The organism is Steroidobacter sp. (genome assembly GCF_036402275.1).
GTDB lineage: Bacteria > Pseudomonadota > Gammaproteobacteria > Steroidobacterales > Steroidobacteraceae > Steroidobacter.
The window spans coordinates 99,681-115,385 of the sequence record NZ_DASWTF010000036.1; the positions used below are offsets into that span (position 1 = coordinate 99,681).

Here is a 15,705-nt window from a genome sequence, read left to right on the forward strand (position 1 = left end):
TGTACCAGTGTATTAGTACGTTAATACATTAGTGCGGCTCAGGGCAACCCGACCTTCGGCCAGGGCGCGCTAAGACGAAGAAATGCCGGCGGTTTTTTCGTGACCCGGTCGGCAACCCACGAGGAGTTTCTTGACCGAATCCGGCCGTGACCCTTAGACTCGCCGGTGCTCATCGAGACCGGCTGAGGGTCAGGCCCTTTGAAGCCGGGGCAACCGTCGAGACTAACCATCTCGAAAAGGTGCCAACTCCTGCGGGTGTCGCCCCATGTCATGAACATGGTGGCAGACACACCCGACAGATGAGTTGCTGTGAAGCTGCTGAGGCTCTGGCTCGGCGGTCGGTCACGGCGACCCGCCTCTACGGACCTCCGTGGGGTTTCTGCGATGTGCGAAACCTGTCCGGCCCCGGCCTTCCGCCGCGGTGCTGGAGTCGATACGGAGTGTTCGATTCATGAATGCTGTGCCCGAGCGCACCCCCGTGGCCGTCCACGAGGGCGTGCTGGAGCTTGAACGAGGCTTGTCGCTGCACTTTGGCGGCCGGCTCGCGTCTGTCCGCGTCGCGTGGCGACTGGTCGGAGATCCAGACGCGCCCGTCATCGCCGCGCTCGGCGGCATCTCCGCTGGTCGAAGCGTCATCGAAGCGGGCGGTGAGAAAGGCTGGTGGAGTGACATCGTCGGCCCCGGCAAGGCGCTCGACAGCAGCCGCTACCGCATCTTGGGGATCGACTTCTTAGGGGGCAGCGGCGGCACGACGGGCCCGAAGGCCGGCCAGAACGATTTCCCTTCCATCGCCTCGCAGGACCAGGCTGAAATTCTCCGGCAGGTCGTGGCGCACTTGAGGCTGCCGCCGCTGGAGGCAATCGTCGGCGCCTCTTATGGCGGCATGGTCGCACTGGCCTTCGCGGAGCGATGGCCGGAACTCGTCAAGCGCATCATCGTGATCAGCGCCGCGCATCGGCCGCACCCGATGGCGACTGCCTGGCGCAGCGTGCAACGCGCGGTCGTGCGTTTCGCCGCTCAAAGCGGGCAGGGCTCTGAAGGCTTGCGGCTCGCCCGTGCGCTCGCCATGGCGACGTATCGCAGCCCCGCTGAATTCGAACAGCGTTTCGCCGGCCCGGCGACACATGTCGACGGACGCTTTCAATTCCCCGTCGAGTCTTATTTGCTGTCGCGTGGCGATGCCTACGCCGCGGCCTACATTCCCGAAGCTTTCGTGTGCCTGTCGGAGTCCATCGATCTGCATCAGGTCGATCCGGCCAAGGTGCGTGTGCCGACGTGGCTGGTCGCAGTCGTCGAGGATCAGCTCGTGCCGCTCTCAGACATGCGTGCGCTCATGCACTCACTGGGCGGCCCGGCGCATCTGGCCGAGCTTTCATCCTTGTATGGCCACGATGCCTTCCTGAAAGAGACGCAGGCGCTGCGTGATGTGTTCACGCGCGCACTATCGCCTGCTGGAGATGTGAAATGACCTGGCGCCCCTCGGCCGCGACTCGCGCAGTCCGTGCCGCTCTCGATTCGGATCCTCACCACGGCGCAGTGGTGCCGCCGCTGCATCTCACATCGACATTCTCGTTCAAGTGCTTTGGCGAGAAGCGCACCTACGATTACACGCGCTCCGGCAATCCGACGCGCGATGCTCTGGCCGAGGCGATCGCGTCGCTGGAGGGCGGGGCAGGCGCGGTGGTCACGGCGTCCGGCATGGCGGCGGTTCACCTCGCGTGCCAGTTGCTGTCACCCGATGATCTCTTGGTCGCTCCGCACGACTGTTACGGCGGCAGCTATCGCTTATTCAGCAACCTCGCGCGTCGTGGTTTGTTTCGGGTCGAATTCGTCGATCAGACCGATGAAGCCGCCGTCTCGGCGGCGATCGCTCGCAAGCCCAAGCTCGTGTGGGTCGAAACGCCGAGCAACCCGCTGCTGCGCGTGGTCGACATTCGCAAGCTCGCCGATCAGGCCCACGCCGTCGGCGCGCTGCTCCTCGCGGACAACACTTTCCTGTCGCCGGTGTGGCAGCAGCCACTGTCGCTCGGCGCGGATTTCGTTCTGCATTCGACCACGAAATATCTGAACGGCCACAGCGATGTCGTGGGCGGCGCCATCGTCTCCGCCACGTCCGAGCTGCACGAGCGCATGGTGTGGTGGGCGAACTGCATCGGCGTCACGGGCGCGCCGTTCGACAGCTTCATGACGCTGCGAGGCATCCGCACGCTGCATGCACGCCTGAAAGTGCATGGTGAGAACGCACTGAAGATCGCGAACGCGCTGAACGATCATCCTGCAGTGAAGAAGGTGTATTACCCGGGCTTGCCATCCCATCCTCAGCACGAGCTGGCCAAGCGCCAGCAGTCGGGTTTCGGCGCGATGGTCAGCTTCGAACTGCGTGGCGGGATTCCGAACGTGTGCGCCTTCCTGGAAGGGCTGCAAACATTCTCACTGGCGGAATCGTTGGGCGGCGTCGAGAGTCTCGTTGCTCATCCCGCATCGATGACGCACGCCGCGATGGATGCTGAAGCCCAGCGCGCAGCGGGCATCGGTGAGACGCTGCTGCGATTGTCGATCGGCATCGAAGCGGTCGAGGACCTGCTGCAAGATCTGCGTGCCGGACTGGATCGCGCGGTCGCAGTGAAATAAACAGGCGACCTCGGTACTCTTGGTCCTTTCCTTCGGAAGGGACCCAGTACCGCATGAGAACCAGAGTCACTGAGCTGCTCGGCACGCGCTATCCCATCATTCAAGGCGGCATGCAGTGGGTCGGCACGGCCGAGCTGGCCTCCGCCGTGTCCAACGCTGGCGCACTCGGCATTCTCACCGCGCTCACGCAGCCCACGCCCGAGGACCTTCGCAAGGAAATCGAGCGCTGCCGGACCATGACCGATCAGCCGTTCGGCGTGAATCTCACGATTCTCCCAGCGATCACGCCGCCGCCGTACGCCGAGTATCTGCAGGTGATCATGGAAAGCGGCGTGAAGATTCTCGAGACGGCCGGCAACAACCCCAAGGACTTCATCGGCAAGGTCAAGGAGCGCGGCATCAAGGTCGTGCACAAGTGCACGTCGGTGCGACATGCGCTTTCTGCAGAGCGCGCCGGCGTGGACGCCGTGAGCATCGATGGCTTCGAATGCGCGGGTCACCCCGGCGAAGATGACATTCCAAATCTGATCCTGATTCCCGCAGCGGTGCGTGCGCTGAAGATCCCCGTGATTGCGTCTGGCGGAATCGGCGATGGCCGCGGCATGGCCGCCGCCTTCGCGCTCGGCGCTCATGGCATCAACATGGGCACGCGTTTCATGACGACGAAGGAAGCGCCGATCCACGACAACATCAAACAAGCGCTCATCAAGGGCAGCGAGCGGGACACCAACCTGATCTTCCGGACCATGCACAACACCGCGCGGGTGTTCAAGAACGCCATTTCCAATGAAGTGGTGGCGATGGAACGCAAGGGCGCGAAGTTCGAAGAAGTGCGCCCGCTGGTCGCCGGCGTGCGCGGCAAACAGGCGCTCAAGGAAGGAAACATCGATGGCGGCGTCGTGAGCGCCGGCATGGTCATCGGCTTGATCGACGATGTGCCGAGCTGCGCGGAGCTCATCGAGCGCATCGTCGCCGAGTGCCGCGCGCATCTGCGTGCCGCGTCGGAATTGGTCGCCGCCTATCCGGCTCGCCTCTGAGAAAGCCCGGATCGGCTTCGTATTCGGAAAAATCGGCATCGTGCCCGAGGCCTGCTCGAGCTGGTTCTTGCCGCGCATCGTCGGGATGCAGCAGGCGCTGGAATGGGTCTACACGGCGGACATTTTCGATGCGCAGGCGGCGCTGCAAGGCCCGTCTGGTCAAGGCGGTTTATCCGCCCGAGCAGCTCCTGGCGGAGGCCCGCCGGCTGGCGCGCCGGATCGTGGATAACCGCTCGCCCGTGGCCATCGCCTTGGCGAGGCAGATGATGTACCGAAATTTCGCTCAATCGCAGCCAGTCGCGGCGCATCGAATCGACTGGCTGGCCATGTTCTACACGAGCATTGGCGACGGGAAGGAGGGAGTTCGATCCTTCCTGGAGAAGCGCGATCCCGCCTTCCAGAGTGCAGTTGGCCGGAATTTGCCGCCGTTCTATGCCGAATGGGCGCGTTCGCCCGAATGAGCCGAGCGCGGAGGGGCGGCTGGGGAGCGTAAAATCTGTAGATAAAAACAGGCCGGCGCTAGGCCGGCCTGGGATGTGGCAACTTAAGACTTGCTGTCGTGGCGGCACCGGTTTGAGCCGACGCCGACCTTGGGGACTAACCCGACACGAGTCCCGTTTCCACCAAAGACACCTCGACCGTGGTGGTCGAGACATGGAGATTTGCCCGAAGGCGGAAGCGCCGGAAGAGATCGAATCCGTCGCTTGGGACAGATCATAACCGGTTCGGCCGGATTGTGGTCAAGATTATTCTGCGGTCGGATAAATTTCTTATCGCTCCAGAAAAATCAAAGACTTACAAAATCAGCCCAGGATTTTTGCCAGGACCGCGTCGCCCGCCTGGGCGGTGGTCGCGGCCGGCAAGCCTGCGGCGATATCGGCCGTCCGAACCCCCTCGGCGATGACCTGCTGAACCGCCTTTTCGACCGCCTGAGCCTCCTTCGGCAGGTCCAGCGAATGCCGCAGCAGCATGGCGACGCTGAGGATGGTGCCGAACGGATTGGCGATGCCTTTGCCGGCGATGTCGGGCGCCGACCCATGAATCGGTTCATACAAACCCAGTTTGCCCGCGCCGAGTGAAGCAGAAGGCAACAACCCGAGCGAGCCTGCGAGCATCGAGGCTTCATCGGTGAGAATGTCACCAAACATGTTTTCGGTGAGGATCACGTCGAAGTGAGCGGGCTTGCGGATCAGCAGCATCGCCGCCGAGTCCACCAGCTGATGCTCGTACTTCACGTCCGGGAACTCTTCGGTCAGCACTTTCTCGACGGTGCTGCGCCACAGGCGGGATGTTTCCAGCACGTTGGCTTTATCGACCGAGGTGATGAATTTGCGTCGGCCCCGCGCGAGATTGCCGGCAGCGCGCGTCACGCGAGTGATCTCTTCGACCGTATAAGTGCACAGATCGCTCGCCGAGTCTGCGGTGCGCTTCTTCTCGCCGAAGTAGATGCCGCCGGTCAGCTCGCGCACCACCATGATGTCGGTGCCTTTGAGCACCTCGGGCTTCAAGGGCGAGGCGTCGAGCAGTTCAGTGTGCAGCGAGACCGGACGCAGGTTCGCGAACAAACCGAGCGCCTTGCGGATCGCGAGCAACCCTTGTTCGGGGCGCACCTTGGCGCTGGGATCGGACCACTTCGGACCGCCGACCGCGCCGAGCAACACCGCGTCAGCCGTGCCGCACGCGGAGGTCGTCTGCGCCGGCAGAGCGCTTTGCGTCGCGTCGATCGCAGCGCCACCGATCAGGTGATGCGCGAACTTGAAATCGTGTCCGTAACGGCTGGCGATCGCTTCCAGCACGCGCACACCCTGTTGAGTGACTTCGGGGCCGATGCCGTCGCCGCCGAGTACAACGATGCTTGCCGTGGTCATAGCAGTGAGATTCTTCAGTGAGAGATCAGAAGGGGCGGGCGGACTCGTAACGCTCGATGGCCGGTGCTTGTTGCAGCAGGAAGCCGAGCTCATCGACGCCGTTCATGAGACACACGCGAGCGAAGCCTTCGATCGGAAACTTCGCGGTCGCGCCCGTAGGTAGCGTGAGCGTCGTGGTTTCAAGATCGATCTTCACATTCGCGCCCGGATTGTTCATCAGCCACTCGTGCGTTTTTTCATCCACGACGATGGGCAGCAGGCCGTTCTTCAGCGAGTTGTTGCGGAAGATGTCCGCGATCTCGGTGCTGATGACGGCGCGAAAGCCGAAGTCGAGCAGGGCCCACGGCGCGTGCTCGCGAGAGGAGCCACAGCCGAAGTTGCGACCGGCCACCAGGATCGTGGCGCCGGCAATTTCAGGCTTGTTCAAGATGAAGTCGCTTTTGACCGCACCGTTCGCGTCATAGCGCCAATCGGCAAAAGCCTGTTTGCCAAGCCCCTCGCGCGTCGTCGTCGTGAGGAAGCGGGCGGGGATGATCTGGTCGGTGTCGATGTTCGTCACCGGAATGACGACGGTGCGAGACTCGATCGTGCGGATGGGTTGCATGGTCGGGCTCTTCAGTGAGGAAGGAAGGCGCGGGGATCGGCGATCTTGCCCGCGATCGCGGCAGCGGCAGCGGTTGCAGGGCTCGCCAGCAGCGTGCGTGCGCCTGCGCCCTGTCGGCCTTCGAAATTTCGATTGCTGGTGCTCACGGCATATTGGCCGCGGCCTGCGGTGTCGCCGTTCATGCCGATGCACATGGAACATCCGGACTCGCGCCACTCGGCGCCCGCTTCGGTGAAGATCTTGTCGAGGCCGAGGCGCTCGGCTTCACGCTTCACCTGTTGCGAGCCTGGCACCACGAGCATGCGCACGCCGCCTGCGACCTTGTGTCCCTTGAGCACGCCAGCGGCGAGCTCGAGATCCGACAGACGGCCGTTGGTGCAGCTGCCGATGAAGACCACCTGGATGGGCTTGCCCACCATCGGTTCGCCGCCGTGCAGGCCCATGTAGTTGAGCGCCTTCGCGTGCACCGGATCGTTGGCGACCTCGGGCACTTTGCCGGTGATCGGAACGACCATGCCGGGATGCGTGCCGTAGCTGATCATGGGCTCGAGCTTGTTGGCATCGATGGTGACTACGCGATCGAACTTCGCGCCCGGATCGGTTTTCAGCTCACGCCAGCGTGCGACGGCCTTGTCCCACTCAGCGCCTTGAGGCGCGAAGCGACGGCCCTTCAGATACGCGAACGTGGTTTCGTCCGGCGCGACCATGCCGGCGCGCGCGCCCGCTTCGATGGACATGTTGCACACGGTCATGCGCTCTTCCATCGACAGGGCTTCGATGGCGGAGCCGCGATATTCGATGACGTGGCCAGTGCCGCCGGACACGCCGATCTCACCGATGATGGCGAGGATCAGATCTTTCGCGGTGACGCCGGGGCGCAGCTTGCCAGTGACTTCGATGGCGAGCGTCTTTGGGCGACGCTGTAGCAAACATTGGGTCGCGAGCACGTGACCGACTTCAGTCGTGCCGATGCCGAAGGCGAGGGCGCCGAACGCGCCATGCGTCGCGGTATGGCTGTCACCGCAGACGATGGTCTTGCCGGGCTGCGTCGCGCCGAGCTCGGGGCCGATGACGTGCACGATGCCGCGATATTCGCTGCCCAACCCCAAGAGCTCGATGCCGAACTCACGACAGTTCTTCTCGAACTCCTTCACCTGCTTCGCGGCGGATTCCACCTTGATCGGCACCCGACCGAACACCTCGTCGGGATCCGTCGGGGTGGAGTGATCCATCGTCGCCAGCACCCGCTCGGGCCGCCGCACTTTCAGGTTCTGCGAGCGCAGGACGGAGAAGGCCTGGGGCGAGGTGACCTCGTGTACGAGGTGCAGATCGATGTACAGCACGGCCGGCGTGTCGGCGCTTTCCGGTACGACCTGGTGCTGTTCCCAGACTTTTTCGAACAGGGTCTTGGCAGTCATGAGGCTGGACCATTTGAAATGGTGGAGCGTCAAGGATGCCAGGGGAGGCGGAGCCGAGGGATGACGATTCCTGAAGGGGGCATCGTCGGAAGCGATGGAGCGCCGCCCTTGCGGCGGCGCTCCCTGGGTCAGATCAAGGTGGGGATCAGCCGGCGGCGGCAGCCTTCCTGGCCGAGCCGTCCTCGCAAAGCTCCAGCCAGCCCCACTTGTCCTGGGTCTTGCCCGTGAACAAGCCGAAGAACGCCGTCTGAATGGCCTCGGTGATGGGCCCGCGCTTGCCGGCGCCGATGGTGACCTTGTCCACCGAGCGCACCGGCGTGACTTCCGCCGCCGTGCCCGTCATGAACATCTCATCGGCCAGATACAGGAACTCACGCGGAATCGCCTGTTCACGCACTTCGAAGCCGTGAGCACGCGCGAGCGTGATGACGGTGTCGCGAGTGATGCCCTGGAGAATCGAGTTCGCAAGGCCCGGCGTATAGATCACGCCATCGCGAATGACGAACAGGTTCTCACCGGCGCCTTCGCTGACCGAGCCGTCCACGCCCAGGCCGATGCCTTCAGCAAAACCAAGCCGTTTGGCTTCCATGCTGATGAGCTGGCTCGAAAGGTAGTTGCCCGCCGCCTTGCCCAGGGCCGGAATGGTGTTCGGCGCGAGGCGCTGCCACGAGGACACCATCACGTCGATGCCGTTCTCGAGGCCCTCGGCGCCCAGATACGCACCCCATTCGAACGCCGCGATCACGGTGTCGATGGGCGGAGAAACCTTCGGCGCGACGCCAATTTCGCCATAGCCGCGAAACGCGAACGGCCGCAGGTATGCACCCTTGGTGAGGCCGTTGACGTTGATGATCTCCTTGCACGCGGCGCTGATCTGTTCCTGCGTGTAAGGAATTTCCATGTGATAAATCTTGGCCGAGTCGAACAGGCGGCGGGTGTGATCCTTCAGACGGAAAATCACCGGGCCGTTCGGCGTCGGATAGGCGCGTTCGCCTTCGAATACAGTCGAGCCATAGTGCAGCGCGTGGGCCAGTACGTGCACTTGGGCTTTGTCCCAGGGCACGAGCTTGCCGTTGTACCAGATGTGTTTCGCGGCATTGATGGGCATCTGAGGCTCCTGTTTCGAGACTTTCGCAGCCCGACGCCGGCTCCGAAAAACTTCGGAGCCGACGCCGATCTCGCGTTGACTAAGGCAGGTTACGCGCGCTCTTCCTGCAACCAGGGCATGCGCTCACGCAGCTTCGCGCCGACCTTTTCGATCTTGTGCTTCAGGTCCGCGTTCATGAGCTTGTTGTACTTCTTGCGGCCGCTCTTGGTCTCGGCGATCCACTGACGGGCGAACTTGCCGTCCTGGATTTCCTTGAGCACCTTCTTCATTTCCTTCTTGGTGTTCTTGTTCACGATGCGCGGGCCGCGGGTGAGATCGCCGTACTTGGCGGTCTCGCTGATGAACTGGTGCATCTTGGTCATGCCGCCTTCGTGCAGCAGATCGACGATCAGCTTCAGCTCGTGCAAGCACTCGTAGTAGGCGACTTCAGGCTGATACCCGGCTTCCACCAGCGTCTCGAAGCCCTTCACCACCAGCTCGGTCGCGCCACCGCACAGCACGGCCTGCTCGCCGAACAGATCGGTCTCGGTCTCTTCGGCGAAGGTCGTGGTCAGCACGCCGCCGCGGGTGCCGCCGATGCCGTCGGCGTAGGCGAGGGCGACGTCTTTCGCCTTCTTGCCGCCCTGGAACACGGCCAACAGGGACGGCACGCCGCGACCCTGCTGATACTGACGACGCACCAGGTCGCCGGGGCCCTTCGGCGCGATCAGCACCACTTCCAGATCCTTGCGAGGCTTGATCTGTTTGAAGTGGATGTTGAAGCCGTGCGCGAACAGGATGGTCGCGCCCTGCTTGATGTTGCCGATGACTTCGGCGTAGAGATCTTTCTGCGTGAGGTCGGGGGTGAGGAACGCGATCAGATCGGCGTTCTTCACGGCCTCGGCGGGCTCGGCGACTTCCAGGCCGTCCTTCTTCGCCTTGGCGAAGCTGGCGCCGGACTTGCGCACGCCGACCACGACGTCATAGCCGCTGTCCTTCAGGTTCAGCGCATGAGCCCGGCCCTGGCTGCCATAGCCGAGGATGGCGATGCGGGCGTTGGCCAGCGCCTTCTTGTTGACGTCCTTCTGCGAGTAGATCTGCGGCATTTCGCTCTCTCCGAATTAAAAGCTTTGCGAGCTTGTGTACAAAACGTGTGTGTCAAAAACGAACGAACCCCGCCTCGGGCTGGCCGGTGCGGGGTTCGTGTGGCGAATCTCTATCCTGTGGTGATCAGACGCCGGTCCCGCACCCAGCCCGCCGCAGCAGGCCGGAGACGACTACACGCTCTACTACAATGATCGCGTCGATCATTGCGAGGCCGAACAGATCGGCGGAAGCGTGCGTGGCTGCGGACATGGCCTAACGACAAATGAGCGGTTTAAAAAAGGGTGCGCGCGTCAGATTGTGTGCAATAAAGCCCGCGAATGGCACCATAGGGCTGCGTTGCTTGTCAAGCTGCGATACTCTTGTGAGCGCTGCGTCACGATCGTGCGCGGCGCGTGAACAACCAAGCCCTCACGTTGCAAAGGGGCTGATGCGGCCATGACTGCCTCCAACTCCAACCACCCCTCGATCCCGTTGAAGCTGCTGCACGAAGAGGATTTCGAGCAGTGGCGCGCGGCTCAAGAAGAGCCGGTACGCAACTGGGCCGCGACTCACGGCTTCAAGGCCGAACGAAACAAACTGCTGCTGGTGCCTGGACCGCAAGGCCGGCCGGTCGCGGCGATCGTCGGTCTCGGCAAGAACAATCCGCGCGAAGAAATGAGCTTTTGGCTGGGCGCGGCGGTCGCGGATCGACTGCCGGATGGTCACTACCATCTCGCTCATGGCTTGCCCGCGAACGCCGCGACTCAATTCGCCGCGGGCTGGGCCTACGGACAATATCGCTTCGAGCGCTACAAGCGCGGCGGTCCGCAGCGCTCGGTTCAGCTGCAGTTGCCTGAAGGGGCGAATGCGTCCGAGGTGGAAAGATTGCGTTCGGCCACGACGCTTGCGCGCGATCTGGTGAACACGCCGGCGAACGACATGTCGCCCGAGGCGCTCGCGAACGCGGCGGTCGAAGTCGCGCGTCGTTATGGCGCGAGACATCGGGTCATCATCGGTGATGACCTGTTGAAGGAGCGCCTGCCTGCCGTCCATGCTGTGGGTCGCGCGGCCGCCGTGGCGCCGAGACTCGTCGATATCGAATGGGGCGACGCGTCGAATCCAAAAGTGACATTGGTGGGCAAGGGGGTGTGCTTCGACACCGGCGGTCTCGACATCAAGCCCGGCGCCTCCATGCTGCTCATGAAGAAGGACATGGGTGGCGCAGCCGTTGCGCTCGCGCTCGCGCAAATCATCATGGATGCGAAGTTGCCGGTGCGCCTGCGTGTGTTGCTGCCCATGGTTGAAAACTCGATCGCGGGCAATGCGTTTCGTCCGGGCGACGTGCTCGGCACACGCAAGGGACTTACGGTCGAGGTGGGCAATACCGACGCCGAAGGACGACTCATTCTCTGTGACGCGTTGGCGCTTGCCGACGAAGAGCAGCCGGACCTGCTCATCGACACGGCTACGTTGACCGGCGCGGCGCGCGTTGCGTTGGGCCCGGAATTGCCGGCGCTCTTCAGTGATGACGACGCCGCGGCGGAAGAAGTGCTGCGCGCAGGCGCGGCCGAAGCCGATCCGCTGTGGCGCATGCCCTTGTGGTCGGGTTATGACGACGAGTTGTCGAGCAAAATCGCCGACGTGAACAACGTATCCACGTCGGGCTTCTCCGGCTCCATCATCGCCGCCTTGTTCCTGCGTCGCTTCGTCAGCAACGCCCGCACGTGGCTGCACCTCGATCTGTACTCCTGGAACGGCAAGGAGCGGCCGGGCCGACCGGTGGGTGCGGAACCGCAGACGGTTCGTGCGTTATATGCATTCCTCAAGCAGCGATATGCGCGTTGATTGATGGTTGCAAGCTCTACCAGCGTCGCGGACGCCACTTCGATCGCCCCCAAGCATCTGGTCCTGCTGGTGCTGATGAATCTGGTGTGGGGAGCGAACCTGATCGCCTCCAAGATCGGCGTCGCTCAGCTCCCGCCCATTCTGTTCACGGCATTACGCTTCGGCTCTCTGGCGCTGTTCCTGCTGCCGCTGCTGAAAATACATCGCGGCCAGATGGGTAATTTGTTCCTGGCCGCGCTGCTGACCGGGCCGGCCGCGTTCTCGTTGCTGTTCCTGGGGGTGTATCACGCGGAAGACGCGGCGACGGTCGCCATCGCGAGCCAGATGGGCGTGCCGATGTCGACGCTGCTCTCGATCTGGCTGCTGGGCGAGACCATCCGCTGGCGCCGTACGCTCGGCATCACGCTCGCGTTCGGCGGCATGGTGATCATCAGCTTCGATCCGCGCGTGTTTGCATACTGGGAAGGTATGGCGTTGGTCGTCGCATCGACGTTCTTTGCGTCGCTCGGCACGATCTTCGTCAAACGCCTGCACAACATTCGGGCGCTCGAACTGCAGGCGTGGATCGCCATGGCGGGCGGGTCGGTGCTGATGCTGCTGAGCCTGATGTTCGAGTCGGGTCAATGGGAGGCGATCCAGGCGGCGGACTGGAAGGCGTGGACGGCGCTCGCGTTCACGACCCTGATGTCGAGCCTGCTCGCGCACACGGCCTGGTATTACCTGATCAGCAAATATCCGGTGACGAGCCTGTCGCCCATTACGCTCTTGTCGCCGCTGTTCGGTATTTTCTTCGGCGTGACGTTGCTGAACGATCAGCTCACGACGCGGATGCTGCTCGGGGGCGCCGTGACCCTGATCGGCGTGTTCATCGTCGTGATCCGCGAGAAGAAGCTGGTCGATACCGGGACGTGATCGCCTTCATGAAGGCCTGAACCTCGCGGGCATCCACGCTCCGCGATTCTCCCGGCGCGAGTCCTTCCACCGTCCAGGGGCCGACGGACCAGCGAATCAATCTCAACGTCGGCAAGTTCACGGCCGCGGTCATGCGCCGGACCTGACGATTGCGACCTTCGCGTATCGTGAGCTTGAGCCAGTTCGTCGGAATGGCTTTGCGGAAACGAATCGGCGGATCGCGCGGCCAGAGCCACTCAGGCTCGTCCATGCGCTCGGCCTCGGCCGGCAGCGTCATGCCATCGTTCAACTTCACGCCGCGACGTAGTTGCGAGAGTGCGTCCTCGCCGATTTCACCTTCAACCTGCACCAGATAGGTCTTTTCCTGCTTCCAGCGCGGATCGGCGAGCTTGGTTTGTAGCTGGCCCGAGTTGGTCAGCAGCACGAGGCCCTCGCTGTCGTAGTCGAGTCGTCCCGCTGGCCGCATGCCGGGGGCGTGCACGTAATCGCGCAGCGTCGCCTTGCCATCCTCGCTCGTGAACTGAGTGAGGACGCGATAGGGCTTGTTGAGCAACAGGAGGGCAGGAGCGTCCATCGAATCAAATATTGTCGGCGGCGCTGCGCACGAGATCGAGGAAGCGTTGCACGGCCGCAGAGTTTTCGCCATGGCGGCACGCTAGAATCAAGGGCGCGGTGAGTTGCGGCATATCCTCGAGCTTGCGATACACGATGCCGTCCATCTGTAGTCGCTGCAGCGATGCCGGAACGATCGAGACGCCAATGCCGGCGGCAACCAGGTTCAACGTCGAGATGATACGTGGCGCTTCCTGGCCCACGCGTGGGCTGAATCCGGCGCTCCTGCAAGCGGCAATGATGGTGTCGTAGAGGCCCGGGCCGCCGGGACGCTTGTAGAGCACGAAGGTTTCTTTCGCGAGCTCAGAGAGCGGCAGCAACACGCTTCGACTGAAGCTGCTGCGCCGGGCGAAGATGTGGCCGGTGGGTAAGGCCACCAGCATCTTCTCTTCCAGCAGCGGGCGCACGGTGAGGCCCACGACGTCGGCCACGGGCGAGCGGATGAAGGCCGCGTCGATCTCTTCGTTATGAAGTCCCTGCACCAACTCGCTGCTGCCGCTTTCTTCCAATACGAGTGAGACCAGGGGCGCAGCTTCGCGAAACGCACGCAAGACGCGAGGCACGAACGGGTGAAAGGGAGCAGAGCTGGTGAAACCCACGACCACGCGACCCTCTTCACCGCGTGCCGTTCTGCGGGTCGTCGCCACCGCCCGATCCACCTGATCGAGGATGATCCGGGCCCGATCCAGGAAGGCCAGGCCCGCCTCGGTCAGCTCGACCCCGCGCGGCTGGCGGCGGAAAAGTTGGGCGTCGAGCTCCTGTTCCAGGGCTCGGATCTGCATGCTGAGCGGGGGCTGCTGAATCCCGAGCCGTTCGGCGGCTCGGGTCATGTGCTTTTCTTCAGCAACAGCAATGAAGTAGCGCAAATGTCTCAGTTCCATGCTGAGATATGTATCAGATATCGGTTTCTAACTCACCATATATTTTACCCGCAGGCAGGAAATCATTAAGGTTTGCCCTGACGGCCAACTCGGCCGATGGGGAGACGAGTGAGTGGCGACCAATCCTGCGGTGACTTCGACCGGCGGAGTCGAGATTCGGGGCGCGATGCAGCCCGGTTACGAGACCGTTTTGACCCCGGCCGCGCTCGAATTCGTCGCCGATCTGACCCGTCGCTTCGGAGATCGCGTGCCCGCGTTGCTCGATGCACGGGCCGCTCGCCAGAGGCAGTTGGATGCGGGCGTGTTGCCTGACTTCCTGGCCGAGACTCGTCACATTCGTGAAGGGCAGTGGCGTGTGACGACCATTCCTGCCGATCTGCAGGACCGTCGCGTCGAGATCACCGGTCCCACCGATCGCAAGATGATCATCAACGCGCTGAACTCGGGCGCGAAGGTGTTCATGGCGGACTGCGAAGACTCGCTGACGCCGACCTGGGACAACGTCGTGCAAGGTCAGATCAACCTGCGCGATGCCGTCGATCGCAGCATCTCTTTCAGTAATCCGGATGGCAAACAGTATCGCCTCCATCCGCAGATCGCGACGTTGATCGTGCGGCCACGCGGCTGGCATCTGTACGAGAAACATATCTATGTGGACGGCCGCCCCGCGCCGGGCGCGTTCGTCGATTTCGGTCTTTATCTGTTTCACAACCACGCGGCGCTGAAGGCGCATGGCACAGGGCCCTATTTCTATTTGCCCAAGCTCGAAAGCCGTCACGAAGCGCGGCTGTGGGCGGAAGTGTTGCGACATGCGGAGGAGGCGCTGCGCTTGCCGGCGCAGACCCTCAAGGTCACGGTGCTGATCGAGACCATCCTCGCCGCCTTCGAAATGGATGAAATCCTGTTCGAGCTCAAGGACTACATCGTCGGGCTCAATTGCGGCCGCTGGGATTACATCTTCAGCTTCATCAAGAAGTTCAGCCGCCGGCCGGACTTCGTGCTGCCGGATCGTCAGCAGGTGACCATGACCACGCACTTCCTGCGCTCGTATTCGAAGCTGCTGATCCGCACCTGCCATCGTCGCGGCGCGTTCGCGATGGGCGGCATGGCGCCGCAGATCCCGATCAAGAACGACGCGAAGGCCAATGAAGAAGCGCTGGCCAAGGTGCGCGCCGACAAGGAGCGCGAGGCGGGCGATGGTCACGATGGAACGTGGGTCGCGCATCCCGGTCTCGTGCCCGTGGCGATGGAAGTGTTCGATCGGCTGATGCCTGGGCCGAATCAGTTGAACAAGCTGCCGGACGTGGAAGTCACGGCGCGGGATCTACTGCAGATCCCGCAGGGCACGATCACGGAAGCGGGGCTGCGAAGCAACGTCAGCGTGTCGATTCAATATCTCGCGGCGTGGCTCGGCGGCCTGGGTTGTGTGCCGATCAATAATCTGATGGAGGACGCCGCCACCGCGGAAATCTCACGAGCGCAGATCTGGCAGTGGATCAAACATCCCGCTGGCGTGCTTGAGGATAGTCGCAAAGTGACGGCCGAGCTGTTCCGAGCCGTCATGCGCGAGGAGCTGGGCAAGTTGCGCGCTGCAGTGGGTGAAAAAGCCTTCGTCAGCGGCAACTTCGAGCGCGCCGCTGCGTTGATCGATGAGATCACCACCGCGCCCGACTTCGAGACGTTTATCACTTTGCCGGCCTACCGGGTCATCCACTAACTCTTAC

13 protein-coding genes, 1 pseudogene and 1 riboswitch are annotated in these 15,705 nt (G+C 62.9%); of the genes and pseudogenes, 7 read left to right on the forward strand and 7 right to left on the reverse strand.

All coding sequences use genetic code 11. The annotated features are described in order from the left end of the window. Positions 1–166: 166 nt before the first annotated feature. A riboswitch (SAM riboswitch) is annotated at positions 167–306 on the forward strand. 145 nt (positions 307–451) lie between these two features. The 4 genes and pseudogenes from metX to VGD45_RS19875 form a co-directional block, all read left to right on the forward strand. Further along, complete coding sequence (gene metX / locus VGD45_RS19860; RefSeq protein WP_331157086.1) at positions 452–1,468, forward strand: homoserine O-succinyltransferase MetX; 1,017 nt, start codon at positions 452–454, stop codon at positions 1,466–1,468. Then, positions 1,465–2,631 (forward strand): cystathionine gamma-synthase, encoded by a 1,167-nt coding sequence (gene metB / locus VGD45_RS19865; RefSeq protein ID WP_331157087.1) that lies wholly within the window; start codon positions 1,465–1,467, stop codon positions 2,629–2,631. Before metX ends, metB begins: the two co-directional genes overlap by 4 nt. 53 nt (positions 2,632–2,684) lie before the next feature. Beyond that, positions 2,685–3,668 carry a nitronate monooxygenase family protein gene (locus tag VGD45_RS19870; RefSeq protein WP_331157088.1) on the forward strand — a complete coding sequence of 328 codons (984 nt, stop codon included), beginning with the start codon at positions 2,685–2,687 and terminating at the stop codon, positions 3,666–3,668. Further along, positions 3,652–4,129: pseudogene (locus VGD45_RS19875) on the forward strand (enoyl-CoA hydratase-related protein); the annotation flags it as partial. The gene VGD45_RS19870 and the pseudogene VGD45_RS19875, both read left to right, overlap by 17 nt. Before the next feature lie 342 nt (positions 4,130–4,471). Here VGD45_RS19875 and leuB read toward each other — a convergent pair. The 5 genes from leuB to ilvC form a co-directional block, all read right to left on the reverse strand. After that, entirely contained in the window at positions 4,472–5,536 is a 1,065-nt protein-coding gene (gene leuB, locus VGD45_RS19880) for a 3-isopropylmalate dehydrogenase (RefSeq protein WP_331157090.1), read from the reverse strand. A 25-nt stretch (positions 5,537–5,561) separates the two neighbouring features. Further along, complete coding sequence (leuD, locus tag VGD45_RS19885) at positions 5,562–6,140, reverse strand: 3-isopropylmalate dehydratase small subunit (protein ID WP_331157091.1); 579 nt, start codon at positions 6,138–6,140, stop codon at positions 5,562–5,564. Between the two features lie 11 nt (positions 6,141–6,151). Further along, positions 6,152–7,558, reverse strand: a complete 1,407-nt coding sequence (leuC, locus tag VGD45_RS19890) for a 3-isopropylmalate dehydratase large subunit (protein WP_331157092.1) — start codon at positions 7,556–7,558, stop codon at positions 6,152–6,154. 145 nt (positions 7,559–7,703) lie between these two features. After that, positions 7,704–8,666 carry a branched-chain amino acid transaminase gene (locus VGD45_RS19895; RefSeq protein ID WP_331157093.1) on the reverse strand — a complete coding sequence of 321 codons (963 nt, stop codon included), beginning with the start codon at positions 8,664–8,666 and terminating at the stop codon, positions 7,704–7,706. Positions 8,667–8,755: 89 nt separating this feature from the next. Beyond that, complete coding sequence (ilvC, locus tag VGD45_RS19900; RefSeq protein WP_331157094.1) at positions 8,756–9,751, reverse strand: ketol-acid reductoisomerase; 996 nt, start codon at positions 9,749–9,751, stop codon at positions 8,756–8,758. A gap of 436 nt (positions 9,752–10,187) precedes the next feature. Here ilvC and VGD45_RS19905 point away from each other — a divergent pair, with 436 nt between their 5' ends. Both VGD45_RS19905 and VGD45_RS19910 read left to right on the forward strand, forming a co-directional pair. After that, entirely contained in the window at positions 10,188–11,576 is a 1,389-nt protein-coding gene (locus VGD45_RS19905; protein WP_331157095.1) for a leucyl aminopeptidase family protein, read from the forward strand. A gap of 3 nt (positions 11,577–11,579) precedes the next feature. Further along, entirely contained in the window at positions 11,580–12,488 is a 909-nt protein-coding gene (locus tag VGD45_RS19910; RefSeq protein WP_331157096.1) for a DMT family transporter, read from the forward strand. On the opposite strand, the gene VGD45_RS19915 is transcribed toward VGD45_RS19910, so the two are convergent. Further along, positions 12,442–13,134 (reverse strand): pseudouridine synthase, encoded by a 693-nt coding sequence (locus VGD45_RS19915; protein WP_414717589.1) that lies wholly within the window; start codon positions 13,132–13,134, stop codon positions 12,442–12,444. The two genes, VGD45_RS19910 and VGD45_RS19915, sit on opposite strands and share 47 nt — an antisense overlap. Beyond that, a complete protein-coding gene (locus VGD45_RS19920; protein WP_331157098.1) occupies positions 13,067–13,981 on the reverse strand; it encodes a LysR family transcriptional regulator in 915 nt (304 codons plus the stop codon). Before VGD45_RS19920 ends, VGD45_RS19915 begins: the two co-directional genes overlap by 68 nt. A gap of 112 nt (positions 13,982–14,093) precedes the next feature. Here VGD45_RS19920 and aceB point away from each other — a divergent pair, with 112 nt between their 5' ends. After that, positions 14,094–15,698 (forward strand): malate synthase A, encoded by a 1,605-nt coding sequence (aceB, locus tag VGD45_RS19925; RefSeq protein ID WP_331157099.1) that lies wholly within the window; start codon positions 14,094–14,096, stop codon positions 15,696–15,698. Positions 15,699–15,705 lie beyond the last annotated feature (7 nt).